Genomic DNA, 24,134 nt, shown 5'->3' on the forward strand with positions numbered 1-24,134 from the left:
GGGAGCCGACTTGCCGGCGATGAGGCTGATGCGGTGTTACTGACGGCCTCATCGCGAGCAGGCTCGCTCCGACAGTGGGCGCGGTGTTTAGAGATATCCAGTGATCGGCGTCAAGCCTCGAATCGAACTTTGCCACGCCGCCACACTCTACATCTGCAACACCCTCACACACGGAAAACCTCATCATGCGTCTGACATTCTCTGCTTTGGTCATGGGCATCCTGATCTCCCAAGGCGCGCTGGCTGCCGGCGACGGTAGCGCGGCGGTCGGCGGCGGGCTGGGTGGTGCGCTGGGTAACGTGGTGGGCGGCCAGCTCGGCGGCAGCACCGGCGCGGCTATTGGTGCCGGCGTCGGCGGTGCGGCGGGTGGCGCGATCGCCGCGCCCAAAGGCAACCGCAACGAAGCCGCCATCGGCGGTGGCCTGGGTGCCGCGGGTGGCTCGGTGGTCGGTAATTCGCTGGGTGGCTCGACCGGTTCGACCATCGGCGCCGGCCTCGGCGGCGCAGCGGGTGGCGCCGTCGGCAACAACCTGGCCGATGACGACAACCACTCCAGCCACAACAGCCATAACGGCAAGCACAAACATAAAAACAAGCACAAGCATCACTGAGGCTTGATCGGTCACTGTGGGAGCGAGCTTGCTAGCGAAGAGCGTGAACGATAACGCGCACTGCCGTAATGCACGCGGCGGGCTCTAGTTATTCGCGAGCGAGCCCGCTCCCAGAGGTGTCTCAACCCCCTGAACTGCCGCGCCGAGCATGGATCAATCCATGCATCAGCAGCCCCAGCACCAGCCCCCAAAACGCCCCACCCAATCCCCACAGCGTGACATTCGCCGCGGTCGCCAGAAAGGTAATCAACGCCGTTTCACGTCCACGCACATCGCCCAACGCCGTCGCCAAACTGCCGCCAATCGCCCCCAGCAACGCCAACCCAGCCAGGGTGCTGATAAAGGTCGCCGGCAAGATCACAAACAAGGTCGCCAGGGTGCTGCCAAAAATCCCCACCAGCACATAGAACACACCACAGGCCAGGCCCGCGATGTAGCGCTTGCCTGGTTCTTCATGGGCTTGCGGACCGGTGCAGATCGCAGCGGTGATTGCCGCCACGTTAAACGCATGGGAGCCGAATGGCGCCATCAGCAGTGAGCCCAGCCCCGTCGCGGTGAGAATCGGATTGGCACTGGTGCCGTAACCGTCGTTGCGCAGCACCAGCATGCCCGGCATGTATTGCCCGGTGAGGGTGATCACAAACAACGGGATGGCGACGCTGAGCAGCGCCTTGACGGAAAACTGCGGGGTGGTCCACAGCGGCTCGGCCAGGCTCAACGCGACGCCGGCAAAACTCACCTGCCCCAGCCCGAGCAGCAACAGGATGCCCATCAGCAACACGCCGACGATCGCGTAGCGCGCGGTGAACCGGCGCAGCAGCCCATAGCCGAGCACCAGCACGCCGACCAGCAGCGGATCGACACTCGCCCCGCCAAAGGCGTCCACACCAAAACGCAACAGGATGCCCGCGAGCAAGCCCGCCGCGATGCCTGGCGGAATCAGGCGCACCACCCGCTCGAAGCAGCCCGACAACCCCAGCAGGACAAAACCCAGCGCCGACAGCAGGTAGGCGCCGATGACTTCGCCATAGGGCACATCCGGCAGCACGGTGATCAGGAACGCCGCACCGGGTGTCGACCAGGCGGTGATGATCGGCGCGCGATAGCGGTAGCTCAGCCACGCCCCGGTCACACCCACGCCAATCGAGATCGACCAGATCCACGACGCCGTCTGTTCGGGACTGAGTCCGGCGGCTTTCGCGCCCTGGAACACCAGAATGAAAGTGCCGCCGTAGTTGACGATCACCGAGATCAGCGCGGCGACAATCGGGTGCAGCAGGTCGCTGGATTTGATGGGCAGGGTGAGCGCGGTGGTTTTCATGAATGCAGGGCCTTCTGTTGCGCATGACGGGTTACCAAGGGCGCGAGTATTGAGTCAAAATGGCTTACTTAAAATATCCACTTTCGCTCATTGAATTAGACCACTTTCAATTGCCAGGACGGCCCCTATGAAAACCCGCGCCACCGCCTACCCGGTCTGGAACGCCTTTCTCCCCGCCCCCGACAGCCCGTTGCCATTGCGCGAACAACTGCTGCGCTTCCTGCGCAAGGGGGTCGCCGAGGGCAGCCTGGCAGCCGGCGTCCGCCTGCCCGCCTCGCGCCTGCTGGCGGACGAACTGGGCGTGTCGCGCATGACCGTGACCGGGGTCTACGAGCAGTTGATCGGCGAAGGCTTCCTCGAGGCGCGCCAAGGCGCTGGCACCTATATCGCGGCACGCATCGATGCTCCCGTACCTGCTGATCTGCCCAGCGCACACGCCGCCCTGCGCGGCTCTCAGCGCGGCCGCCTGCTGACGGGACTGGACTCGATGTCGCTGGCTCTTCCCGACTGGCCGCTGACCCCCGGTCTGCCGGCGCTGGATGCCTTTCCCCATGCCGTATGGGGCAAGCTCGAGGGACGTTTCTGGCGCAACCAGGCAGCGGCCCACTCCGCCTACGGCGATCCCCAGGGCCTGCTCTCCCTGGGCGAGGCCCTGGCCGATTACCTGGGCGCGTCACGGGCCATCGCCTGCCGTGCCGACAACATCATCATTACCCCCGGTGCCCAGGCAGCGGTGTCGATCGCCGCGTTGGCGATTGCCGATCACGGGCAGCAGGCCTGGGTCGAAAGCCCCGGCTATGACGCCACTCACCGCAGCCTGGCGTTGGCCGGGCTCGACAGTGTGGGAGTGCCGGTGGACGCCCAGGGCCTGGACGTCGAGGCCGGCCGCCGGCTGGCGCCCGAGGCCCGGCTGGCGCTGGTCTCGCCTTCTCACCAATACCCGAGCGGCGTGACCATGAGCCTGGAACGCCGCCTGGCCCTGCTGAAGTGGGCGGACCAGGCCGACGCAATGATTCTCGAAGACGACTACGACAGCGAATTCCGCTACGCCTGCGCCCCAACCCCGGCGCTCAAGGCGCTGGACGCTAATCATGGCCGGGTGATCTACATCGGCACCCTGAGCAAGCTGCTGATACCCGGCCTGCGCCTGGGCTTCCTGGTGGCGCCGGACGCCTGGATCGACGTGCTGCAGCGGGTGCGCAACGGCAGTGGATACCGCGTGCCGAAAGCCCTGCAAGCCACCGCCGCCGAGTTCATCAGCCAGGGTCATCTGGGCCGCCACATCCGCCGTGCCAAGGCCCTCTACAGCGAACGTCGCGACGCCTTGCTCGCGGCACTGGCCAGCGAGGCTCACGGCCTGCTGACGGTCAGCAACGCCAGCACCGGCTTGCATCTGCTCGGGCACCTGGCGGACAGCTGCGACGACCAGGCCCTGACCCACGCCGCACGCCACCGGCAGATCGGCGCCGGGGCCTTGTCCAGGTTATACGTCGGCCATCATTCCCGGGTGCAACAAGGACTGTTGCTGGGCTTTGGCAACACGCCGGCGGGGTCGATGCGCGGCGCGGTACAGACGCTGTGCCGGCTGATCGACGCGCAGCCAGGCCAGCGCTGAGCAATAAAAAATGCGATGGCCGCTGCCGGCCATCGCCAAGTCGCCCGCTTCAGGCGCTGAACGTACGGCTCGGTGAAACAATGATCTTGACGTTGTGTTCCTTGTTGTTGACCAGCTCTTCGAAGCCCTGGCCGACAATCTGCTCAAGCTGGATGCGCCCGGTCACCAGCGGCGTGATGTCCAGGCGGCCGTCGGCAATGAAGGCGATCACATCGGCGAATTCACCGTTGTAGGCCAGGGCACCGAGCACCTGTTTCTCGGTGGCCACCAGTTCGAAGAAGTTGAACTCGCTGGGCTCTTCGAAGATTCCCACCAACACGCACTTGCCGGCCTTGCGGATCAGGTCGATGGCCAGCTTGGCGGTGTGCTTGTTGCCGATGCACTCGAAGCTGACATCGGCCCCTAGCCCGCCGGTCAGGCGCCGGACCTCGGCCAGGGCGTCGCACTCCTTGGGGTCGAGCACATGACTGGCGCCGACTTCAAGCGCCTTGGCCTTGCGTGCGCCGGACATTTCCAGGGCGATCACCTGGGCCGCGCCGGCGGCCTTGGCGCACATGATGGTGCACAGGCCGATGGTCCCGGCACCGACCACCACCACATTCTGCCCCAGCAGGCTGCCGGCCTTTTTCACCGCATGCATGCCCACCGCCAGCGGCTCGATCAAGGCCCCGGCCTCGGCGGGAAAGTTGGCCGGCAGCTTGTACAGCAGATTGGCCGGCACGTTGACCCACTCGGCGAACGCGCCGTTATTCATCAGCCCGGTAAAGGCCAGGTTCTCGCAGATGTTGTACAGGCCGTGGGTGCAGTAATAGCAGGTACCGCAGTGCTGGCAGGCATCGGCGGCCACCGCTTCGCCAACGCTGAAGCCCTCGACCCCGGCACCGAGCGCGACGATCTCGCCACAGAACTCGTGGCCGAGGATGCACTGGCCCTTGATCCCGGTGAGCGGGTGCGGCGCCTCGACCGGAATGAACACCGGCCCGGCCACGTACTCATGCAGGTCGGAGCCACAGATGCCGCACCACTCGACACGGATCTGCACCCAACCGGCGGGCGGCGCGATCGGCAGCGGCACGTCTTCGACGCGGATATCGTTGCGACCATGCCAGACGGCGGCACGCATGCTTTGCACAGGATTGATTGCACTCATCTTCACATCTCCATGAAATCGGATCGGCCCGGTCACCGTTGCCGCTCACCGGGCAACGGTTCAAAGGGTCTGCACGAAGTCCAGGATCAGCCGGTTGACCTGCTCGGCCGCCTCCATCTGCACCATGTGCGCCTGGCCCGGGAGGATCTCGACACGAGCGTTGAGGCCCTGGCTGTGACGCGCCGGAATGATCGCGTCGGCATCACCCCAGATCACCAGCACCGGACGCTCGCCCTGCTGCACCACGGCGCGCAGATCGGCCTGCTGGCGGCCATCGGTAAACAAGCTCACTGACAATTGCCGCAGCGCGTCATCCACGCCTTCGAGGCGCTTGTACTTGAGCATGTCTTCGAGCATCTGCCGGTTGACCAGCTCGGCGTCGGAGAACAGTTGCATCAGCGGCGCCTTGAGCGCATTGCGATTGCTCGCCTCGACAAAGCCTCGCAGGTAATCGCCATTGATCTCCTGGCCGAGGCCGGCACTGCCGATCAGGGTCAGCGAGCACACGCGGCGCGGGGCCAGGCGTGCGGCGTTGAGCGACACCGCGCCGCCCATGGAATGCCCCACCAAGTGCGCCAGCGGAATGTCCAGGTGATCGAGCAGGTCCAGCAGCACCGCGCTCAACTCATCCAGATCGCCACGCTGCAAGGCTTTGCTCGACTCGCCATGCCCGGGCAGGTCGAGGGCGATCACCCGGCGCCCCGCCGCCAGCACTTCGTGGTTGAACAGCCAATTGTTCAAGTCGCCGCCGAAGCCGTGCACCAGCAACAGCGGAATGCCGCCGCTGCCGCGCTCGAAATAGCGGATCGTGCGGCCATCGAGTTCGACCTTCTGCGGCTTCGGACCGAGGTCTTCCTCGGCCCCGTCACCGGGCACGAACGAGGCCTGGAACTGCTCGACCACGGCGTCTATCTCCGCCTCGCTGGCTTCGCCTTCGACGACGATGCCGAGCAGCGCACCGACCGCCAGGGTCTCATCCTGACGGGCGATCTGCCGACGCAGCATGCCGCTGAACGGCGCTTCGACGCTGCTGGAGATCTTGTCGGTTTCGACGTCCATGACTTCGTCGCCCTTGCTGATGGCCTGGCCTTCTTCCTTGAGCCAGGCATCTACCCGGCCCTCGGTCATCGACAAGCCCCACTTGGGCATGGTCAGGGTATGGATCTGGCTCATCAGCGCTTGCTCCACTCGATCAGCTTGAGCACGGCGCTCTCGATCTTCGCCGCGTCAGGGATATACAGGTCTTCCAGGGCGTCGGAGAACGGCACCGGGGTGTGCGGCGCGGTGACCATCTCGATCGGTGCCTTGAGCGCACCGAAGGCTTTTTGCGCGACCAGCGCCGAGATGTCGGTGGCCATCGAGCAGCGCGGGTTGGCCTCGTCGATCACCACCAGACGCCCGGTTTTCTCGACGCTTTCAAGGATGCTGTCTTCGTCCATCGGGCTGGTGGTGCGCAGGTCGATTACCTCGCAGTCGATGCCGCGCCCGGCCAGGCTGCGGGCGGCGTCCATCGCGGTATTGACCGTGCGCCCGTAGGACACCAGGGTCACGTCCTTGCCGTCGCGCAGGAAGTTGGCCTCGCCGAAAGGTATGCTGTAGAGCTCTTCCGGCACTTCGCCCTGCATGCTGTAGAGCATCTTGTGCTCGCAGAAAATCACCGGATCGTTGTCGCGAATCGCCTGGATCAGCAGGCCCTTGGCGTCATAGGGCGACGACGGGCAGACCACCTTGAGCCCGGGAATGTGGGTCCACAATGAGGTGAGCATCTGCGAGTGCTGGGCGGCGGCGCGCAGGCCGGCACCGACCATGGTGCGGATCACCAGCGGCGTGGTCGCCTTGCCGCCGAACATGTAGCGAAACTTGGCGGCCTGGTTGAGGATCTGGTCCAGGCAGCAGCCGGCGAAGTCGACGAACATCAACTCGCACACCGGGCGCACGCCGCAGCTAGCCGCCCCCACCGCCGCGCCGACATAACCGATCTCCGACAAGGGCGTGTCGAGCACCCGTCCGGGAAACTGGTGATAGAGGCCCTTGGTCACCCCCAGCACACCGCCCCAGGCGTCGTTGTCCCCGGGCGCACCGGCGCCGCCGGCGACGTCTTCACCCATGATGAACACGCTTGGATCGCGGCGCATTTCCTGGGCCAGGGCTTCGTTGATTGCCTGCTGATAACTGATTTTTCTCGCCATGATTGAGTTCTCGATTCTTGTTATAGGGGGCGTTCAGGGATAAGCGACGTAGACATCGGTCAGCAGGTCGGCGGCGCTCGGCTTGGGGTCGGACTTGGCCTTGCGCACGGCATTCTCGATCAGCGTCTCGACCTCCTGGTCGATGCGGTCGAGTTGGCTGGCCTCGAGCAGGCCGGCGCGGGTGGTGCGCTCGCGGAACTGCATCAGGCAGTCGTTGTGCTCGCGGAAATGTCGCACCTCGTCAGGCGCGCGGTAGGTCTGGGCGTCGCCTTCGAAGTGGCCGTAGTAACGGGTCAACTTGACCTCGATCAGCGACGGTCCCTCCCCGGCCCGTGCCCGCTCGACGGCGGCAGCGGCGGCTTCGTGGACGGCGAAGAAGTCGAAACCGTCCACCGTGACCCCGGGCATGCCGAAGCCGGCGGCGCGGTCGGCGATGTGGTCGCAGGCCACCGACCAGTTGGACGCCGTGGCCTCGGCGTAACCGTTGTTTTCAGCGATAAACAGGCACGGCAGGTTCCACACCGAGGCCATGTTCATCGCCTCGAACACCGCGCCTTCGTTGGAGCCGCCGTCACCGAAGAACACCACCGCCACCGCGTCGGTGCCCTTGAGCCGGGCTGCCAGCGCCGCGCCCACCACCAGCGGCGCACCGGCGCCGACGATGCCGTTGGCGCCGAGCATGCCCTTCTCGAAATCGGCGATGTGCATGGAGCCGCCCTTGCCCTGGCAGACCCCGGTTTTCTTTCCGTAGATCTCGGCCATCATGCCGAACACATCCACGCCCTTGGCGATGCAATGGCCGTGGCCACGGTGGTTGGAGGCGATACAATCGTCATCGCGCAGGTGCGCCATGACCCCGGCGGCCGACGCCTCTTCGCCGGCATACAAGTGGACGAATCCGGGAATCTCGCCGGTGGCGAACTCCACGTGCAGGCGCTCTTCAAAGGCGCGAATGGTGCGCATCACCTGATAGGCATGCAGCAATTGCTCAGCAGTCAGCGGTGTCGACATTTTTATTCTCCAGGAGTGTCTTGGGACTGAAGGTTCATGAGGTGTTGCGGATGCTCGCGGCCGATGGCCAGGAGGCGTTGCTGCGCGGCACAGGCCAGGGTCGCCTCGACATCAATGCTCAGCGGGCCGCCGGCATCGAGGGTGACCGTGGGGCGGTCATGCACGTTGAATTCGATTTCCCGCTCGCCATCCAGGGCCAGGGTGCCGCTGGCCAGCGCCAGACCATGGGCGACGCCGGGCTCCAGGCGACCAGCCGCCGCCACCCCGCAGCCTTGCAGCAAGCCGGGGGCCAGCGGCACCAGCAAGGCTTCGGGCGACTGAGGATCGAGGCGCATCCAGGCCCCGTGCGGTGCCTGGCGCGGCACCGGCAGCCAGAGCCCGCAAAGTGCCGAGAGCCCAATCGACTGCGGCTCGGCGAAGGTCACGAAGACTTCCGCCAGGTCCGCCGCGCGACTGATCGCCCGCGCGCCGACAAAGGCCAGCGACGACACTGCGACGTCCACCAGCGCCAGTTCACACAGGCCACGGCGGGCCTCGCGCACCAGCAGGCGCTTGTTGCGCCGCAGCGCAATCTCCGGTGGAATCCGCCCGCTGGCGTACAACCCGCCCGCGAGGCCGGCACTGGTGGCTTCGCGCAGTTCCGGGAAGGCATTGTTGGTGCCGGTGGACAGGGTCAGCAGCGGGATATCGCCGACTTCCGCGGCCACCGCCTTATGAGTGCCGTCGCCGCCAAGCACCGCGATCAGCGCCACCTCGCGTTCGGCCATCAAGCGCGCGGCCTGACGGGTATCGCTGACGTTCTGGCGCAGGGTGAAATCGAGGAACTCCAGGGCCGGCCAGTGACTGTCGCGGGCCTGGCGACTGTGGCTGTTCTTAAGGATCGCCGCCGCCATGCCAATCATGTCGGTGGGCAGCAGCACCCGCTCGATCCCGGTGGCGCCAAAGGCAGCGAGCAGGCGCTGGATCACCGAGACCTTGTCGGTGCTGGAGAACAATCCGGCGTTGGCGGTCAGGCGCCGTACATCTCGGCCCGATGCCGGGTTGGCAATGATGCCGACGGTCAGCGGTGCGTGCTTCATGGGGCGCTCCGCCGGGCAACGGGCAGCCACTCACAGGGACAGGACATACAGGCACCTCGAATTATTATTGGTCTTGCCGTGGCTTGAGCAAGGCCGGTGCCAGTTCGCAAAAACCCACTGGAAAAGCCTGTTTTAGAGCGCTTTCGTCGTGCGCAACAGATGCCCGCGACGGCCGCGACTGAGACGTCGGATGTCAGGCTGCACGGTGGGTCGGCGCGACCTTGAGACGTCGCGTCTCACGCGCCGCCGTACGCCGCCTGGCGCTTGTCGGCGGCCGGGGAACGGCGCTTAATGACCGCACAACGACAAGAAGCTGCACTCGGAGGCCTTAATGCTTTCCGCACACTCAAGGGCGCACGTGGATTGCGTCAGCCGTGTCCTGAAGAACGCCGACCACCTGCCACAACTGCCGGTGCCCGACCTGATACTCGATTCCTGGCGCCGCTCCATGGAGCAACACCATCTGGACCCCGGTTCGCTGCAAGGGCCGCGCATCCTCTCCCAGCACGTGCTGCAGGAATGCCGCGAACGCTCGGAACTGTTTTTGCGCATCGCCAGCGAAGAAGTCGCGCGTCTGCACGGCCGCGTGCGCGATGCCGACTACTGCGTGCTGCTCACCGATGCCCAGGGCCAGACCATCGATTACCGGGTCGAAAGCACCATTCGCAACGATTGCCAGAAGGCCGGCCTGTACCTCGGCACCTGCTGGTCCGAGGGCGAGGAAGGCACCTGCGGGGTGGCGGCGGTGCTGAGCGCCCGGGCGCCGGTGACGGTGCACAAGCGCGATCACTTTCGCGCCGCCTTTATCGGCCTGACCTGCTCCGCCGCGCCGGTGTTCGATCCCCGTGGCGAACTGCTCGGGGTGCTCGATGTGTCGGCGGTGCGTTCGCCCGATGAACGCCGTTCACAGCACCTGATCCGGCAAATGGTGGTGCAGAGCGCACGGCAGATCGAACAGGCGTTTTTCATGAACAGCGCCGAGGGGTACTGGATCCTCCGAGCCCACAGCAGCCCGGGCTATGTCGACAGCCAGCCGGACTATCTGCTGGCCTGGGATGACGACGGCCGCCTGCAGGCCCTCAACCCGGCGGCGCGGCATCTGCTGCTGCAGGGTTTTGGCCGCTTGCCCGAACACATCAGCCAGGTCTTCGATCAGCAGCGCCTGCACGCCGCCCGCGACGAAGCCCTGTGCCTGTTGCCCAGCCCGGGCCTCGGCCAGGTCCTGCACGGACGCCTCAGCGCGCCGCGTCGCCTGCCGCGCAATCGCCCGCGCCTGGCGCTGTCCCCTGCCGAACTTGACCCACGTTTGGCAGAAAGTCTGCGCCTGGCGGTGCGGGTCAAGGACCGCAACCTGCCGGTACTGATCCAGGGCGAAACCGGCAGTGGCAAGGAAGTCTTCGCCCGTCAGTTGCACCAGGCCAGCCAACGCCGCGAGCAGCCCTTTGTGGCGATCAACTGCGCGGCGATTCCGGAAGGCCTGATCGAGAGCGAACTGTTCGGCTACGTCGCCGGGGCCTTTACCGGCGCCGCCAGCAAAGGCATGCAAGGCCTGCTGCAACAGGCCGATGGCGGCACGCTGTTCCTCGATGAAATTGGTGACATGCCGCTGAGTTTGCAAACACGGCTGCTGCGGGTGCTGGCCGAAGGTGAAGTGGCGCCGCTGGGTGGATCGCGGCGCAAGGCAGTGGACATCCAGGTGATCTGCGCCAGCCACCGCGACCTGGAAACCTTGGTCAGCGCCGGAGCATTTCGCGAGGACCTGTACTTTCGCCTCGCTGGTGCGCGCTTCCCCTTACCACCGCTGCGCGAACGCAGCGACCGACTGGCGTTGATCAACCGCATCGTCGAAGAAGAATCGGCACACAGCACAGCGCCGCTGCAACTGGGCGACGCCGCCCTGGAATGCCTGCTCGGTTATCGCTGGCCGGGCAATGTGCGGCAACTGCGCCATGTCCTGCGCTACGCCTGCGCGGTGTGCGAAGGCCCGGTGATTCAATTGGCTGATTTGCCAGAAGCCTTGCGCAGCCCCGGCCTGCTCGCCCCACCGGCCGACGACATTGCGGAGCAAGGCAGCAGCCCGGAACGCCAGACCCTGATCGATGCGCTGATCCGCCACCGCTGGAAACCCAGCGCCACCGCCCAGGCCCTCGGCATCTCGCGCGCCACCCTGTACCGCAGGGTGCGTCAGCATGGGATTGAAATGCCGGGGAGAAGTCCGGCGTAGCCGGCCTGCGGTGTACCCCTTGTAGGAGCTGGCTTGTCGGGCCGCCGCCCGGAGCCAGCTCGCTCCTACAGGGATCGGTATTTACTGGACAATAGGTACACATCCAGAAACACCTCCCCATTGCCATCCCTCACCCGCTCTGTTTGCATCCGCGCTGCATGTTCATTCAGTCAAGGAGACAAACAATGAAAACCATGGTGGTCGGTGCCAGCCAGGGCCTGGGCAGGGCTTTGATCGAGGGCCTGGGTGAAGCCGGTGACAGCCTGATCGGCGTGTCACGCGGCTGCCCGCAAAACCTGCACCCGCGCCCGGGGGTCGAACTGCGCTGGGTAGCCGCCGATCTCAGCGAACCGGCCGCCGCCGCGCAGATCATCGAACAAGCCGTGGCAGATGAAGGCCTGGACACCCTGATCTACAACCTCGGCATCTGGGAAGAACGCGCCTTCGATCCGGCCTACAACTTCCTCGCCGACCAGGACGACCAGTTGCAAGCCATCGTCAACTGCAACATCACCGCCCCGCTGCTGCTGATCAAACGCCTGCTGCCGACACTGCTGCGCAGCGCCAACCCGCGAATCATCCTCACCGGCTCGACCTCCGGCCTGGCGCAAAGCGGTCGACCGGAAGTGGCCTTCGGCGCCTCCAAGTTCGCCCTGCACGGCATGGCCGACGCCTTGCGCGAAGGCTACCGGCAGCAGCGCCTGGCGGTGACGTGCCTGAACCTCGGCTACCTCAACACCGAAGACCCGCTGAGTACTCCACGTGAAATCGCCGAGCAGCGCGGCGACGGCCAACTGATTCCGCTGCACGATGTGGTGCAGGTGGTGCGCACGGTACTGAGCCTGTCCGCGGCCAGCTACGTCAGGGAGATCACCCTTCCGGCACTGTTGGATGAGCGTTTCTGACAGCTTGACGGCCATGAACAGGTGCCTGGGTATTCATCGCGAGCAGGCTCGCTCCTGCAATGCTGTGTTGTGCCCGTAGGAGCTGGCCAGCGAAGCACTCAGCACCACCACGTTCATCCAATTCGGCTACCTGGGCTTCCTGCTGATTGCCGCGGTGATCATCGGCTGGCTGCGCCTCGGGCGCCTGGCACCTGCCAGCGCGTAAACACCGAAGGGCAATAACACAACGGGCACTCCAGGGAGTGCCCGTTGGGTATTTAGCGGCGGACCTTGACCCAGGCCATCAGCAGCGCCGACGACAGCACACCGGCGGTCATGAAGATATAGGCGCCGCCGGGGTTGCCGGTCAGGCCGATCAGGTAGCCGACAATCCACGAGCCGATGAAGGCGCCCAGTGCACCGCAGGCATTGATCAGGCCAATCGCGCCGCCGAACACATTGGCCGGCAGCAGCTCGGGAATCAGCGCAAAGAACGGCCCATAGGGTGCGTACAACGCGGCACCGGCGATGGTCAGCAAGGCAAACGACAGCCAGAAGTGACTGGAACCCAGCAGGTAAGAGCAGAAAAACGCCAGCGCCCCCAGGGCCAGCAGCGGCCAGACAAAGTGTTTACGCTGCTGGGTTTTATCCGACGCCCAGGACACCGCGAGCATGGCGGCGACCGCAGCCACGTAAGGCACGGCGCTCAACCAGCCGACAGTGACGATATCGGCGGCAGCCGCCTGCTTGATGATGGTCGGCAACCACATGATGAAACCATAGACACCGATGCTCCACAGCGCATGCACGGCGCACAGTTGCAACACCACAGGGCGGGTAAAGGCCTGGCGATAATTGCGCACCACCTGCATGCCCTTCTGCTCTTGCGCCAGAGTCTCGGCCAACTGGTCTTTTTCCTGGCGGGTCAGCCAGTCGACCTGCTCCGGTTTGTCCCGCGCTATGCGCCACCAGACAAACGCCCAGAGCACCGCCGGCGCGCCCTCGATGACAAACATTTCGCGCCAGCCCCAGGCCTGGATCAGGTAGCCCGAAAGCACCGACATCCACAGCACCGTCACCGGGTTGCCGAGCACCAGGAAGGTGTTGGCCCGCGAGCGTTCCTTGCGGGTGAACCAGTTACTGATGAAGATCAGCATGGCCGGCATCACCGCGGCTTCGACAATGCCCAGCGACACGCGGATCACCATCAGCATCGGTATATTGGTCACCAGCCCGGTGGCCATGGCGCAGATGCCCCAGAGGATCAGGCTGCAGAACACCAGCTTGCGCACGCTGTATTTCTGCGCGTAGATCGCCCCCGGCACCTGGAAGAAAAAGTAGCCGAGGAAGAACAAGGCGCCGATCAGCGACGAGGTGCTCTTGGTGATGCCCAGGTCCTGCTCGATCCCGGCGGCACTGGCGAAACCGTAGTTGGCGCGGTCCAGATAGGCCAGGCTGTAAGTGATGAAAATCAGCGGTATCAGGTACCACCAGCGCTTGCTGGCGAAGCCCTTGACCGTACTGCGTGGACGGCTGTCGTCAGCCAGCGGCAGTGCTTGCTGCTTGAGTGTGCTCATGGGTGTCCCCTGTTGTTTTTGTTTTGACTACCGGTGTTCGGTCAAACCACGCTGGTCAGGCCTCCGTCGACGAACAGGGTCTGGCCATTGATGAAGTCCGACGCAGGTGAGGCGAGAAACACCGCAGCACCGCACAACTCCTCGACCCGTCCCCAGCGCCCGGCTGGCGTGCGTTTGCATAGCCAGTCGGAGAAATTCTGGTCGGCCACCAGCGCGCGATTCATCTCGGTGGCGAAGTAGCCCGGCGCCAGACCGTTGGCCTGAATGCCGTGGCGCGCCCATTCGGCGCACATGCCCTTGGTCAGCATCTTCACCGCGCCCTTGGACGCGGCGTAGGGCGCGATGGTCGGCCGCGCCAGCTCGCTCTGCACCGAGCAGATGTTGATGATCTTGCCGCGACCGCGACCGATCATGTGCCGGGCCACCGCCTGGGACACATGGAACACCCCGTCGAGGTTGACCCGCATCAGCTCGTGCCAGTCATTGGCGTCAAAGTCTTCCAGCGGCGCGCGGCGCTGGATCCCGGCGTTGTTGATGAGGATGTCGATGGCACCACTGCGGCGTTCGATCTGTTCGATTGCCTCGCCCAAGGCATGGCGATCAGTGACATCGAAGGCCGCCGACTCGGCACTCAGTCCTTCATCCCTTAACTGGCTGGCGATGTGCGCGGCTTTTTCAGGATTGCGATCATTGATCACCACCGTGGCGCCCGCTGCCGCCAGCCCTCGGGCCAGTTCCAGGCCAATGCCCTTGGCGGAACCGGTGATCAATGCCCTGCGTCCGTCGAGGCGGAAGCTATTGTTATCGAATGACATACTGCTCTCCACAAATGGCCTTTGAACATTTAGCGGCCTTGTGCGCCAGTTCACCGCAGCGGCTGCGCAGCGTCCAATCGTCATTGCTGATCTGCTGATCAAAATCTATGATCACCGTTTTTTAGCCCTTGCCGACCCGGTGCCGCCCCATGGAAATCAAACACCTGCGCTCCTTCGTGACCCTCGCCGAAGAGTTGCATTTCGGTCGCGCCGCGCGCCGCCTGTCCATCGTGCAGCCGGCCCTGAGCATGCAGATCAAGCTGCTGGAGGAGGAACTGGGCGTCAGCCTGTTCGAGCGCAATCGGCACTCGGTGGCGCTAACCGAGGTCGGCGCGATCTTCCTCCCCGAAGCCCAGGCGACTTTGCATCAAGCGGCTCACGCAGCAGATATCGCCCGGGCGTCGGGGCGCGGCGAAATCGGTCGGGTGCGCCTGGGCTTCGTCTCCTCAGTCCTGCCGCAACTGCTGCCGACCCTGATCCGCACCCTGCATGAGCGCTTTCCACGCATCGAACTGCAACTCAAGGACATGTCCGGCCCCGAGCAAGCGGCAGCGTTGAAAAGCGGCCAACTGGACTTCGGCCTGATGCGCCTGCCCGCCGTGATCCCCGGCATTCAGACCCTGGAAGTCCTGCGGGAAACCTTCCTCGTCGCCTTCCCCAGCGATCATCCCCTGGCCACCCGTGAAACCCTGCATCCGAGCGATCTGGCCGACATCCCGCTACTGATCCTCGCCCGCCGCTACGCCCCCGGCTTCCACGACGGCCTGATGCAGGCCCTGGCCGCCCAGGGCACACAACTGCAAATCGGCGCCGAACTCGGCGAATTCACCACCATGCTCGCCCTGGTCTCCGCCGGACTCGGCGTCGGCCTGCTCCCCGCCAACGCCGGCCGCGCCCTCCCCGCCAACGTCATCTCGCGGCCACTGGAGTTGGGGGACTATCGGGCGACCACCGGGTTGGCGTGGATGGGGTTGGAGAGTGCGGTGAAAGTTAATGCATTCAATTTGATCAGTAGTTTGTTTGCGGCGGATAGTTGATGTGGGAATTTTCTCTCTGATTAGTAATTACGTCATTTAACTTACAGATAACTCATAGTTTCACTGACAGATCGCAATCAAGTATTGCCGAGGCACCACTACGCAAGTTATTTCCTGCGGACTACATTAGTCTCGGAAACGTCCTATTTACTTCGAATACATTCATCGCCATGTTAGCGCCCTGCTTGCCGACGCCGCGACAGCAACGACCTGTAGCTACAAGAACTAGCCAATGGTCGATCGATGCCTGTTGCATAGAACTTGAAGCACGACCGCAATCAATTTGAACTCGGTCACTTAACAGGGAGCAACATCCATGAGTGAAGGATTTTTCATTGGCCTGGGCGATAAAACCAGTTGCGGCGGCGAAGTACTGGACGGTGATCCGCGAATCAACCTGTACGGCTTGCTGCATGCCTGCGAAGGCGATCGGGTGACCTGCGGGATAAACGGCAAAACCTACCGCATCGTCGGCGGTATTTCCCACATGGAGAGCCACGGCAGGCTGATGGCCGGCACCCTCGACAGCCGCAGCAATTGCCCCTGCAAAGCCACGCTGACGCCCTCGGTCTACACCGCGCGATACGTCAAACAACCCTCAGCCGCGCAACCGATGCGCCGCACCGCCGAAGCCACCCCGACATCCGCTCCGCGACCGACGCCGCAGCCGTCCAGCTTCACCCTGTCGAGCCAACCCGCCGCCGCGCCCATCAGCGGATTCGCCGGCGCCGAACCCGGCTTCTACATCGTGCCCAAAAGCACCACCCGCGAAGCCCTCGAAGCCACCCTCTTCCCCACCCGCGACCCGGTGGTGATGCGCAAATTCCAGGCGCTCAATCCTCATCGTGGAGAGGTGAAGGCGGGGTCGATGATTGTGCTGAGTGATCCGCGGAACTTTCAGTGCAGTCGGGAAGAGGCAGTATTGATGCAGGCGGCGGCTGAGACCCATGACGCGCTTGCGCCGCTGAGTGCCGAAGATGCCAATTTCATGTTTCGCCACGCGGCCGAAATCGTCAGCTACACCGGTGAGACCTCAACCTGGCTCGGTGTCAGTGCAGTGGTGATGGAAAAACACCTGACCAAAATGCGCAACACCCTCCAGGACATGGAGCTCCTGCACCAGGAGTCCTATCGTCGGCATGGACACCTGAGGTCGCAATCGTTCTTCGACGAACGCAAGCGTCTGATGACCCAACTGGATGCTCATCTGTTGAACTCCACACGCCTGCGCGGCCAGACAACCTTGGGCGATCACCCAAAGTTGAAGACCGCTCTTGGCATTTCCAGTCGTAGCCTGGTGCATCACTGGGATAAAGCCGGTGGCCCGGGGCAGATACCGGGATATGCGACTCATGTGAGTTCGACCAGCCGTGCTGTTCAATACATGAAGACCGGGGGTGTCATCGGCATTGGTATTGGAGGGATTTCTTCAGGGCTGGCGGTGTTGGAGGTGTGTAGGGCAGACTCCGGGACGGCTTGTGAGAGGGTTGCATTTGAACAGGGGGGGAAGTTTCTTGGGTCAACATTTGGGGGATGGGTTGGTGGAGAGCTGGGACTTCGTGCCAGCGGTCCGATCTGCCTTGCACTTGGAATTTCAACTGGAGTAGGAGGCGTTGTTTGCGTTGCAAGCCTCGTAGGCGTTGGCGCTTGGTTGGGTACAACGGAAGTTGCAGAAGGCGGTGAAAAATTCGGTGCAACGCTGTACGAGCTAACAAGGCCTTGAACGAGGAGATTTTTTGTGCGTCATGGTGCAACTTTTGGTTATTGGCCGGACCTTTTATATTGTTCTCCATGAAAATCTTATTCAATTTATACCTGATCCGCCGCCACCTCGACGCCATGATGAACGCCCTCCCCAACAGCCGCTACATTTACATCTGGGGGAAGACTCTACGAAAACAAGGCTGGTTCGGAGGCATGCTTCTGATCAATAAAATCGCAGGAATGATTATGTTTCCGAAGTCTTATATTCGCCTAGGGGATTTTGACCGCGATGATGTATCCAACTTCCCCCCTCACTTGAAACGCCTGCTTAAGATCGAAATAACGATGCTAATGGTAAGTGCAGCCTGGATGCTTGCCATTTCCTATTAACGACCTAACCCTTTGCAGAAAATAACTTAGTATTGCAGGGAGACTCTCAGTGAAACTAATGAAAATACATGATCGAACTAATCCATGAGCATATCATATGACCACCGCCATGACTGTTGTCAGTTTGCTCTGCGGGCTAGCTATTCTTGGAATGTGGATTTGGATTGCAGTGGCGCTGCGCATGGCTTACACCAAGATGGACTTGTTGCTGGAGCTTCTGAGTGATAGTTCAGCAATCAGGGACCGAGCATTTCTCAACTCCGGCGGCCCATGGGGAAGATTGCTGCTGATCGGAGGAGTTTCAGGAATCGTGACCTTCCCGGGCTTTTACCTTAAGCGCGGAGGTATCCGTACCGAAGATTTAGAGCGCCTTCCACGTCCTATAAAGAAAAAACTCGTCGCATTGCACTGGAGCGCTTTAACTCTTTTAACCTCTTTGACAACCTTCGTAGTTTTAGCAGAAATAATAGAAGTCTATGAACTCTGACAGCCAACCAGAAAAAAACAGCCACACATACCCTCTGACTCTTACCGCAGAAATTACACAAACCCTCCAATTCCTTCAACACTTTCGCGGACTCAATGGAGAAACACTTCACACTCTACAAGGTTAAAACATGGCCATAAGCACAGCCGACAAAATATTCGTCACCTTAGGACTACTGGACTTCGGAGGAATTTTCATAATGATAGGTATTAGCCTACACCTGGCATACACCAAAATGGAGGATATGCTGGACCACCTGAAAAACTGCTCACTGAGCAAAACATTGACTCCACTAAATGAAAGAGGGCCTTGGGGAAAGTTTCTGCTGGTTGGTGGCATCTCTGGAGTTCTCACATTCCCAAATCTGTACATTAAGCACGGCACCGTCAACGCTGATGACATAAGAAACTTCCCTGTGAAACTGAAACGAAAACTAGTCTTCATCCACTGGGTGTGTATCACACTACTAATTGGTATGTTCGTACTAGTTTTTCTCAGGAAATCAGGGATATTGAAATAACTGCATACCTTCTAGAAACCAATCCGCTCTGCTGTGTACTGTAGGGCGCCAACCTCTATGAGCGTACAAAATGACAACCTCCATGACCATCATCAGCCTGCTTTGTGGTCTGGGTGTCCTTGGCATTTGGATTTGGATAGCTGTCGCACTGCATATGGCCTACACAAAAATGGAACTAATTCTGGAGCTTCTGAAAAACAGCTCTGCAATCAAGGAGCGTGCGTTTCTCAACTATTCCGGCCCGTGGGGGAAATTGCTATTGATTGGGGGAGTTTCCGGGATCGTTACCTTCCCTGGTTTTTTTCTCAAGCAAGGTAGTCTCAGCACCGAAGATCTATCAAAACTTCCGCAGTCGATGACGAAAAAACTTGTAGCGCTACACTGGAGCGTAATTGTATTACTGACCTCCACGTCGATTTTTGTGGTTTTAGCAGAAATTATAGAAGCATTCGAAATCTAAAAACCCATTTCGGATCGACTCAGAAGTTCACAAGCAAGCTGGCTTGCGGCATTTATGGTAATTCGCGAGATATTCAGATGAGCATAAGCCTTGCCGACAAAATATTTCTCACCGCCGGACTACTGGACTTCGGAGGCATTTTCATCTGGATGGGCGTTAATTTACATATGGCATATACAAAGATGGACGAAATGCTCAGGCATTTGAAGAACAGCCCTCTGATCACGACATTTTCTTTTTACGATCAAACCGGTCCATGGGGGAAACTCATCCTAGTCGTCAGCATCTCAGGGGTAATTACATTTCCAAACTTTCATATGAAGCATGGCGGCATTAATGCAGATGACATAAGGAGTTTCCCTGCGCACCTCAAACGAAAACTAGTCATCCTCCAATGGGCAGGGATCACGCTAGTCACTGCAATGTTTACACTATTTTTTCTCAGAAAATCTGGAATACTGAAATAACTCTGCAATCCCCTCCCGTTGGCTAAGGATCGGACTGACGAAAGCCCTAGCTTGAGACATAGGGGCTGGTCGCTGAGCGCTTACGCTCACCCACGTTACATAAAACAAGATGCTTTCCCATTTTGGCGTCAATAAAAAACCGCCCCCTCCCCAGTACCACCTCAACTAACCCAACCCACAAAAAAATAAATAAACGCCCCATACCCAACAAAAACAGGCACCCCGCCCAACTTGGATCCAGAACACCATCACCGTTCGTCGCCATTTACTTACCCTGAATAAACAACTTACAGAAACCAACTACATTCGACTTAAGAGCGAATCCATCTCGGACCCGCGGCACATCAATGGTGTTCTTGTGAACAAGGCCATTCCCATTGTTGTTGTCTGCACTTGTAGTGTTGTCAGTGCACCGGCAACTTCCCATGCTGCAGTTTCTGCAGACCCGATAGTGTCCTTTGGCGTCTTGGGCAGCTACAGCGAACTCGAGTTCAAAGGGCAACGCAGCACGCAAACCGAGCGCATGCCAGAAGGCGGGTTATTTCTGAATTACGGCAACAAGATGACCGCCCACGACGGGCTGTTTTATCTGGCCGAGATCACCGGGCAGTACTCGGAAAAGCAGGGACAGAAGGTTGAGGACAGTCAGGTCGACCTCGATGTGGGCTGGCGAATGGCGCTGGATTCAAGCAACTTTGTCGATGGTTTGCTGGGGGCGGGTTACAAGTGGAACCGCTTCGATCCGGGCTATAACAAATACGACGTTGATCTCACCAGTCGGACGCCCTTCGTTAAAGCGGCGGCGGGTTACAACCACCTGTTCAGCGATGCGACCTTTCGGGTGGAAGTCGGTGTTCGCCAGTCGATCCAGGGTGATGCGCAACTGAATATCCATGGCGTCGACAATGAACGAGAGGATTTGAAAGACAGTACCGACCCTTACATCGAACTCAGCCTGCTGTTCAATCAACAGGGCGACCTGCCGATCATTGCCATGGTGTATTACAACCGCTTCAACTATGACCTTGACGGGCAGTTCACTCACAGCGACTACGACAAACAGGTGCGTGATGAAATTGGCGGCAAACTGGGGGTAGTTTTTTAAACCTGGCGTGTGGCGAGGATGACCTCGCCACACGGTCTGTCAATCCAGCACGCTTTCGCGAATCAACTTTTTGTTGATCTTGCCAACACTGGTCTTGGGGATCTCGGCAACGAACTTGAACTGCTTGGGAATCGCCCACTTGTTGATTCGCCCGCATTCGACGAAGCCCTGCAAGTGGGTTTCGAGGATCTTGCGGTCGAGGTACTGGCCGGGTTCACACACCACCATGGCCATCGGCCGTTCGCCCCACTGATCGTCGGCAATCCCCACCACCGCCACCGACAGCACCGCTGCGTGCTCGCTGATCAGGCTTTCCAGTTCCAGGGAGCTGATCCATTCGCCGCCGGTCTTGATCACGTCCTTGATCCGGTCCTTGATTTCCACCCCGCCCAAGGCATCGATCGAGGCCATGTCGCCGGTGTGCAGCCAGCCGCCCTGCCAGAGTTCGGCGCCCTTGTCCGGCGCCTTCAAATAGCCCTGGGTCAACCAGGGGGCACGGACGACGATTTCTCCGAGTGACTCACCGTCGTGGACCACATCGTTGCCATTGGCGTCGATGATTTTCAGGTCGACCATGGGCACCGTGGTGCCGGTCTTGATCCGCGTCGGCAGTTGCTCCTCCATGGACAACGCCCGGTCGGCGTCGCGCAGGTGGGTCAGGCACAGCAGCGGACAGGTCTCCGACATGCCGTAGCCGGCGTGCACCCGTATGCCCTTGGCGCTGGCTTCGCTGGCGATGCCCAAGGGCAAGGCGCTGCCGCCGAGGAGCATTTTCCAGCCGTCGAAACGGGCCTGCTTGCCCTCGTCGCAGTGCAGGATCATCTGCAGGATGGTCGGCACGCAGTGGGAGAAGCTGACCTTTTCCTCGCGGTACAACTGCACCAGGCGGTTGGGTTCGTAGCGGCCCGGATAGACCTGTTTCAGCCCCATCAGCGTGGCGACGTAGGGCACGCCCCAGGCGTGCACATGGAACATCGGGGTGATCGGCATGTACACGTCGTCGGAGCGCAGCAGCGGCTGGCCCTGATAGGCACCCAGGGTGCCGACGGCGTTCAGGGTGTGCAGCACCAGTTGCCGATGGCTGAAGTACACGCCCTTCGGGTCGCCAGTAGTGCCGGTGGTGTAGAACAGAGTCGCCACCGAATTTTCGTCGAAGTCGGGGAAGTCGTACTGGTCGACCGCGGCGTCCAGCCGTTGCTCGTACTCACCGAGCACCGGCAGCGCCGTGCGGGTCGGCTGCGGGTCGTCGCTCAGTTGCACGAAGCCTTTGACCGTGGTCAGGCGGTCCTGGATCTGCTCCATCAGCGGCAGGAAGTCATCATGCACCAGCACCAGGTCGTCCTCGGCGTGGTTCATGGTGTAGAGCACCTGCTCCGCTGACAGGCGAATGTTCACCGTGTGCAGCACCGCGCCGATCATCGGCACGGCGAAGAAGCACTCCAGATAACGATGGCTGTCCCAGTCGAGCATGGCCACGGTGTCGCCGGCCTTGACCCCGGCGGCGGTCAGGGCGTTGGCCAGTTTGCGGATGCGCTGGTTGAGGGTCTGGTAGCTGTAGCGCAGTTTGTCGGCGTAGACGATCTCGCGGCCCGGCTCGTAGCGCACGCCGGACAGCAGCAATTGCTTGATCAGCAACGGGTAGGCGTAGGCGCCCTCGGCCGGCGGAATGATTTTGGTGGTGATCATGCGGGGGTTCCTTGTCCTGGCACTCAAAACTGCGCTGCGTCCAGACCGAACAGGCACTGGCTGCCGGCCTTGGCCGAGGCACTCAACGAATGGATGCGCGGCAGCAGACGGGCGAAATAGAAGCGCGCAGTGGCCAGTTTGGCGCTGTAGAAATCGTCCTCGATCGGGCCACCCAGGGCCGCCTTGGCCATGCGCGCCCACATGTAGGCATAGGCGGTGTAGCCGAAGACCTGCAGGTACTCGACCGAGGCCGCGCCGATTTCGTTCGGGTCGTTTTGCGCCCGGTCCAGCAGCCAGTCGGTCAGTTCGTCGAGGGTATCGACCGCGGCATTCAACGGCTGGGTAAATTCCTTGAGGTCGGCGCAGGCGGTGGCGCTGAAGTGGCGAATTTCCGCAGCGAAACGGCGATAGAGCACCCCGCCGCTGCCGACGATTTTGCGCCCGACCAGATCCAGCGACTGGATGCCGTTGGTGCCCTCGTAGATCTGGGTGATGCGCACATCACGCACCAGTTGCTCCTGACCCCACTCGCGGATGTAGCCGTGGCCGCCGAAAATCATCTGCCCGTGCAGGGTGGTTTCCAGGCCCATGTCGGTGAGAAATGCCTTGGCCACCGGAGTCAGCAGCGCCACCAGATCCTGAGCGCGACTGCGGATATCGACCTCCTCGCTGAATTTGGCGATGTCCAGTTGCAGGGCGACATAGCTGGAGAACGCGCGACCGCCTTCGTTCAAGGCCTTCATGGTCAGCAACATGCGCCGCACATCCGGGTGGACGATGATCGGGTCGGCCGCCTTGTCCTTGTTCTGCGCGCCGGTCGGTGCACGGCTTTGCAGGCGCTCGCGAGCGTATTCGACGGCACTCTGATAGGAGCGCTCGCCCTGGGCCAGGCCCTGGATGCCGACGCCCAGGCGTTCGTAGTTCATCATGGTGAACATGGCCGCCAGGCCCTTGTTCGGCGCGTCGACGATCCAGCCGGTGGCGCCGTCGAAGTTCATCACGCAGGTGGGCGATGCCTTGATCCCCATCTTGTGCTCGAGGGAGCCGCAGGATAGCGCGTTGCGTTCGCCCAGCGAGCCGTCATCGTTGACCAGCACCTTGGGCACCAGGAACAGCGAGATGCCCTTGGGCCCCGCCGGCGCATCCGGCAGGCGCGCCAGCACCAGGTGAATGATGTTTTCGCTGAGGTCGTGTTCGCCGCCGGTGATGAAGATCTTGCTGCCGCTGACCTTGTAGCTGCCATCGGCCTGGGGTTCGGCGCGCGTGCGGATCATGCCCAGGTCGGTGCCGGCGTGGGCCTCGGTCAGGCACATGGAACCACTCCAGGTGCCGGCGTACATGTTCGGCAGGTACTTGGCTTTCAGCGCTTCGCTGGCGTGGGCAGTGAGCGACAGGCAGGCCCCGGCGGTGAGCATCGGGAACAGGCCGAAGGCCAGGCTCGCACCATTGACCATCTCTTCGACCTGGGCCGAAATCGCCTTGGGCATGCCCATGCCGCCGTATTGCGGATCACCGCCGACACCGCCCCAGCCGCCCTCGGCGAACGCCTGGTAGGCCGCCACGTAACCGTCGGCGGTGGTCACCTGGCCGTTGTTCCAGGTGCAACCCTGTTCGTCGCCGGCGCGGTTCAGCGGGGCGATGACTTCGGCACTGAGCTTGCCGGCCTCTTCGAGAATCGCCGCAGCGGTTTCTTCATCAATCACCTCGGCCAGCCCGGGCAAACCGGCCCACAGCCGGGACACCTGGAAAACCTCGTTGAGTACGAAGCGCATGTCGCGCAGGGGAGCTTTGTAGTCAGACAT

The 24,134-nt window shown here is 61.7% G+C and carries 21 protein-coding genes; 11 read left to right on the forward strand and 10 right to left on the reverse strand.

Annotated elements, in window-relative coordinates; translation table 11 throughout:
• Positions 1–185 precede the first annotated feature (185 nt).
• Positions 186–611, forward strand: a complete 426-nt coding sequence (locus tag NR126_RS24955) for a glycine zipper domain-containing protein (protein ID WP_027620353.1) — start codon at positions 186–188, stop codon at positions 609–611.
• Positions 612–732: 121 nt separating this feature from the next.
• On the opposite strand, the gene NR126_RS24960 is transcribed toward NR126_RS24955, so the two are convergent.
• On the reverse strand, positions 733–1,932 hold the full coding sequence (locus tag NR126_RS24960; protein WP_256832177.1) for a benzoate/H(+) symporter BenE family transporter: 1,200 nt from the start codon (positions 1,930–1,932) through the stop codon (positions 733–735).
• A 127-nt stretch (positions 1,933–2,059) separates the two neighbouring features.
• On the opposite strand from NR126_RS24960, the gene NR126_RS24965 reads away from it, so the two are divergent.
• The gene (locus NR126_RS24965; protein WP_256832178.1) at positions 2,060–3,547 is read left to right on the forward strand and encodes a PLP-dependent aminotransferase family protein; all 1,488 of its coding nucleotides are present in this window, start codon (positions 2,060–2,062) and stop codon (positions 3,545–3,547) included.
• A gap of 49 nt (positions 3,548–3,596) precedes the next feature.
• Here NR126_RS24965 and NR126_RS24970 read toward each other — a convergent pair whose 3' ends face one another.
• The 5 genes from NR126_RS24970 to NR126_RS24990 form a co-directional block, all read right to left on the reverse strand.
• Positions 3,597–4,670, reverse strand: coding sequence for a 2,3-butanediol dehydrogenase (locus NR126_RS24970; protein ID WP_256351120.1), 1,074 nt, complete (start codon positions 4,668–4,670; stop codon positions 3,597–3,599).
• Between the two features lie 87 nt (positions 4,671–4,757).
• A complete protein-coding gene (locus NR126_RS24975; RefSeq protein WP_027620357.1) occupies positions 4,758–5,870 on the reverse strand; it encodes an acetoin dehydrogenase dihydrolipoyllysine-residue acetyltransferase subunit in 1,113 nt (370 codons plus the stop codon).
• Positions 5,870–6,886 (reverse strand): alpha-ketoacid dehydrogenase subunit beta, encoded by a 1,017-nt coding sequence (locus tag NR126_RS24980; RefSeq protein ID WP_027620358.1) that lies wholly within the window; start codon positions 6,884–6,886, stop codon positions 5,870–5,872. The genes NR126_RS24975 and NR126_RS24980 overlap by 1 nt, the downstream gene beginning before the upstream one ends.
• A 33-nt stretch (positions 6,887–6,919) precedes the next feature.
• Positions 6,920–7,897, reverse strand: a complete 978-nt coding sequence (locus NR126_RS24985) for a thiamine pyrophosphate-dependent dehydrogenase E1 component subunit alpha (protein ID WP_027620359.1) — start codon at positions 7,895–7,897, stop codon at positions 6,920–6,922.
• Positions 7,898–7,899: 2 nt separating this feature from the next.
• Entirely contained in the window at positions 7,900–8,976 is a 1,077-nt protein-coding gene (locus NR126_RS24990) for an ATP-NAD kinase family protein (RefSeq protein ID WP_256832179.1), read from the reverse strand.
• 331 nt (positions 8,977–9,307) lie between these two features.
• Here NR126_RS24990 and NR126_RS24995 point away from each other — a divergent pair, with 331 nt between their 5' ends.
• Together NR126_RS24995 and NR126_RS25000 are read left to right on the forward strand one after the other, a co-directional pair.
• Positions 9,308–11,200, forward strand: a complete 1,893-nt coding sequence (locus NR126_RS24995; protein ID WP_256832180.1) for a sigma-54-dependent Fis family transcriptional regulator — start codon at positions 9,308–9,310, stop codon at positions 11,198–11,200.
• A 185-nt stretch (positions 11,201–11,385) separates the two neighbouring features.
• A complete protein-coding gene (locus NR126_RS25000; RefSeq protein WP_256832181.1) occupies positions 11,386–12,105 on the forward strand; it encodes an SDR family oxidoreductase in 720 nt (239 codons plus the stop codon).
• A gap of 257 nt (positions 12,106–12,362) precedes the next feature.
• Here the strand turns inward: NR126_RS25000 and NR126_RS25005 are convergent, their stop codons facing one another.
• Positions 12,363–13,661, reverse strand: coding sequence for an MFS transporter (locus NR126_RS25005; protein WP_256832182.1), 1,299 nt, complete (start codon positions 13,659–13,661; stop codon positions 12,363–12,365).
• A gap of 41 nt (positions 13,662–13,702) precedes the next feature.
• A complete protein-coding gene (locus NR126_RS25010) occupies positions 13,703–14,476 on the reverse strand; it encodes a glucose 1-dehydrogenase (RefSeq protein WP_027620364.1) in 774 nt (257 codons plus the stop codon).
• A gap of 149 nt (positions 14,477–14,625) precedes the next feature.
• On the opposite strand from NR126_RS25010, the gene NR126_RS25015 reads away from it, so the two are divergent.
• From NR126_RS25015 to NR126_RS25045, 7 genes are all read left to right on the forward strand, one after another.
• Entirely contained in the window at positions 14,626–15,513 is an 888-nt protein-coding gene (locus tag NR126_RS25015; protein WP_027620365.1) for a LysR family transcriptional regulator, read from the forward strand.
• Positions 15,514–15,829: 316 nt separating this feature from the next.
• Positions 15,830–17,236, forward strand: coding sequence for a PAAR domain-containing protein (locus NR126_RS25020; RefSeq protein ID WP_256832183.1), 1,407 nt, complete (start codon positions 15,830–15,832; stop codon positions 17,234–17,236).
• Positions 17,233–17,607: a hypothetical protein gene (locus NR126_RS25025; protein ID WP_256832184.1), complete on the forward strand. Its 375-nt coding sequence runs from the start codon at positions 17,233–17,235 to the stop codon at positions 17,605–17,607. The genes NR126_RS25020 and NR126_RS25025 overlap by 4 nt, the downstream gene beginning before the upstream one ends.
• A gap of 97 nt (positions 17,608–17,704) precedes the next feature.
• The gene (locus NR126_RS25030; protein ID WP_256832185.1) at positions 17,705–18,094 is read left to right on the forward strand and encodes a hypothetical protein; all 390 of its coding nucleotides are present in this window, start codon (positions 17,705–17,707) and stop codon (positions 18,092–18,094) included.
• Positions 18,095–18,696: 602 nt separating this feature from the next.
• Positions 18,697–19,074 carry a hypothetical protein gene (locus tag NR126_RS25035; RefSeq protein WP_256832186.1) on the forward strand — a complete coding sequence of 126 codons (378 nt, stop codon included), beginning with the start codon at positions 18,697–18,699 and terminating at the stop codon, positions 19,072–19,074.
• 77 nt (positions 19,075–19,151) lie between these two features.
• On the forward strand, positions 19,152–19,541 hold the full coding sequence (locus NR126_RS25040) for a hypothetical protein (RefSeq protein WP_256832187.1): 390 nt from the start codon (positions 19,152–19,154) through the stop codon (positions 19,539–19,541).
• A 451-nt stretch (positions 19,542–19,992) separates the two neighbouring features.
• Positions 19,993–20,646 (forward strand): hypothetical protein, encoded by a 654-nt coding sequence (locus tag NR126_RS25045; protein ID WP_256832188.1) that lies wholly within the window; start codon positions 19,993–19,995, stop codon positions 20,644–20,646.
• A 39-nt stretch (positions 20,647–20,685) separates the two neighbouring features.
• On the opposite strand, the gene NR126_RS25050 is transcribed toward NR126_RS25045, so the two are convergent.
• Positions 20,686–22,332 carry a fatty acid--CoA ligase gene (locus NR126_RS25050; RefSeq protein ID WP_105755619.1) on the reverse strand — a complete coding sequence of 549 codons (1,647 nt, stop codon included), beginning with the start codon at positions 22,330–22,332 and terminating at the stop codon, positions 20,686–20,688.
• A 23-nt stretch (positions 22,333–22,355) separates the two neighbouring features.
• Positions 22,356–24,134: an acyl-CoA dehydrogenase C-terminal domain-containing protein gene (locus tag NR126_RS25055; protein WP_256832189.1), complete on the reverse strand. Its 1,779-nt coding sequence runs from the start codon at positions 24,132–24,134 to the stop codon at positions 22,356–22,358.

Source organism: Pseudomonas sp. Pse1 (assembly GCF_024519635.1).
Lineage (GTDB): Bacteria > Pseudomonadota > Gammaproteobacteria > Pseudomonadales > Pseudomonadaceae > Aquipseudomonas.

Bases quoted from the DNA above. Each gene is read 5' to 3' on its own strand.
- NR126_RS25005 (WP_256832182.1), bottom strand. From the start codon at position 13,661: ATGAGCACACTCAAGCAGCAAGCACTGCCGCTGGCTGACGACAGCCGT.
- NR126_RS25030 (WP_256832185.1), top strand. From the start codon at position 17,705: ATGACCACCGCCATGACTGTTGTCAGTTTGCTCTGCGGGCTAGCTATT.
- NR126_RS24995 (WP_256832180.1), top strand. From the start codon at position 9,308: ATGCTTTCCGCACACTCAAGGGCGCACGTGGATTGCGTCAGCCGTGTC.
- NR126_RS24975 (WP_027620357.1), bottom strand. From the start codon at position 5,870: ATGAGCCAGATCCATACCCTGACCATGCCCAAGTGGGGCTTGTCGATG.
- NR126_RS25010 (WP_027620364.1), bottom strand. From the start codon at position 14,476: ATGTCATTCGATAACAATAGCTTCCGCCTCGACGGACGCAGGGCATTG.
- NR126_RS24980 (WP_027620358.1), bottom strand. From the start codon at position 6,886: ATGGCGAGAAAAATCAGTTATCAGCAGGCAATCAACGAAGCCCTGGCC.
- NR126_RS24970 (WP_256351120.1), bottom strand. From the start codon at position 4,670: ATGCGTGCCGCCGTCTGGCATGGTCGCAACGATATCCGCGTCGAAGAC.
- NR126_RS25000 (WP_256832181.1), top strand. From the start codon at position 11,386: ATGAAAACCATGGTGGTCGGTGCCAGCCAGGGCCTGGGCAGGGCTTTG.
- NR126_RS25050 (WP_105755619.1), bottom strand. From the start codon at position 22,332: ATGATCACCACCAAAATCATTCCGCCGGCCGAGGGCGCCTACGCCTAC.
- NR126_RS25020 (WP_256832183.1), top strand. From the start codon at position 15,830: ATGAGTGAAGGATTTTTCATTGGCCTGGGCGATAAAACCAGTTGCGGC.
- NR126_RS25015 (WP_027620365.1), top strand. From the start codon at position 14,626: ATGGAAATCAAACACCTGCGCTCCTTCGTGACCCTCGCCGAAGAGTTG.
- NR126_RS24990 (WP_256832179.1), bottom strand. From the start codon at position 8,976: ATGAAGCACGCACCGCTGACCGTCGGCATCATTGCCAACCCGGCATCG.
- NR126_RS24960 (WP_256832177.1), bottom strand. From the start codon at position 1,932: ATGAAAACCACCGCGCTCACCCTGCCCATCAAATCCAGCGACCTGCTG.
- NR126_RS25055 (WP_256832189.1), bottom strand. From the start codon at position 24,134: ATGTCTGACTACAAAGCTCCCCTGCGCGACATGCGCTTCGTACTCAAC.
- NR126_RS24965 (WP_256832178.1), top strand. From the start codon at position 2,060: ATGAAAACCCGCGCCACCGCCTACCCGGTCTGGAACGCCTTTCTCCCC.
- NR126_RS24955 (WP_027620353.1), top strand. From the start codon at position 186: ATGCGTCTGACATTCTCTGCTTTGGTCATGGGCATCCTGATCTCCCAA.
- NR126_RS25040 (WP_256832187.1), top strand. From the start codon at position 19,152: ATGAGCATAAGCCTTGCCGACAAAATATTTCTCACCGCCGGACTACTG.
- NR126_RS25035 (WP_256832186.1), top strand. From the start codon at position 18,697: ATGACCATCATCAGCCTGCTTTGTGGTCTGGGTGTCCTTGGCATTTGG.
- NR126_RS24985 (WP_027620359.1), bottom strand. From the start codon at position 7,897: ATGTCGACACCGCTGACTGCTGAGCAATTGCTGCATGCCTATCAGGTG.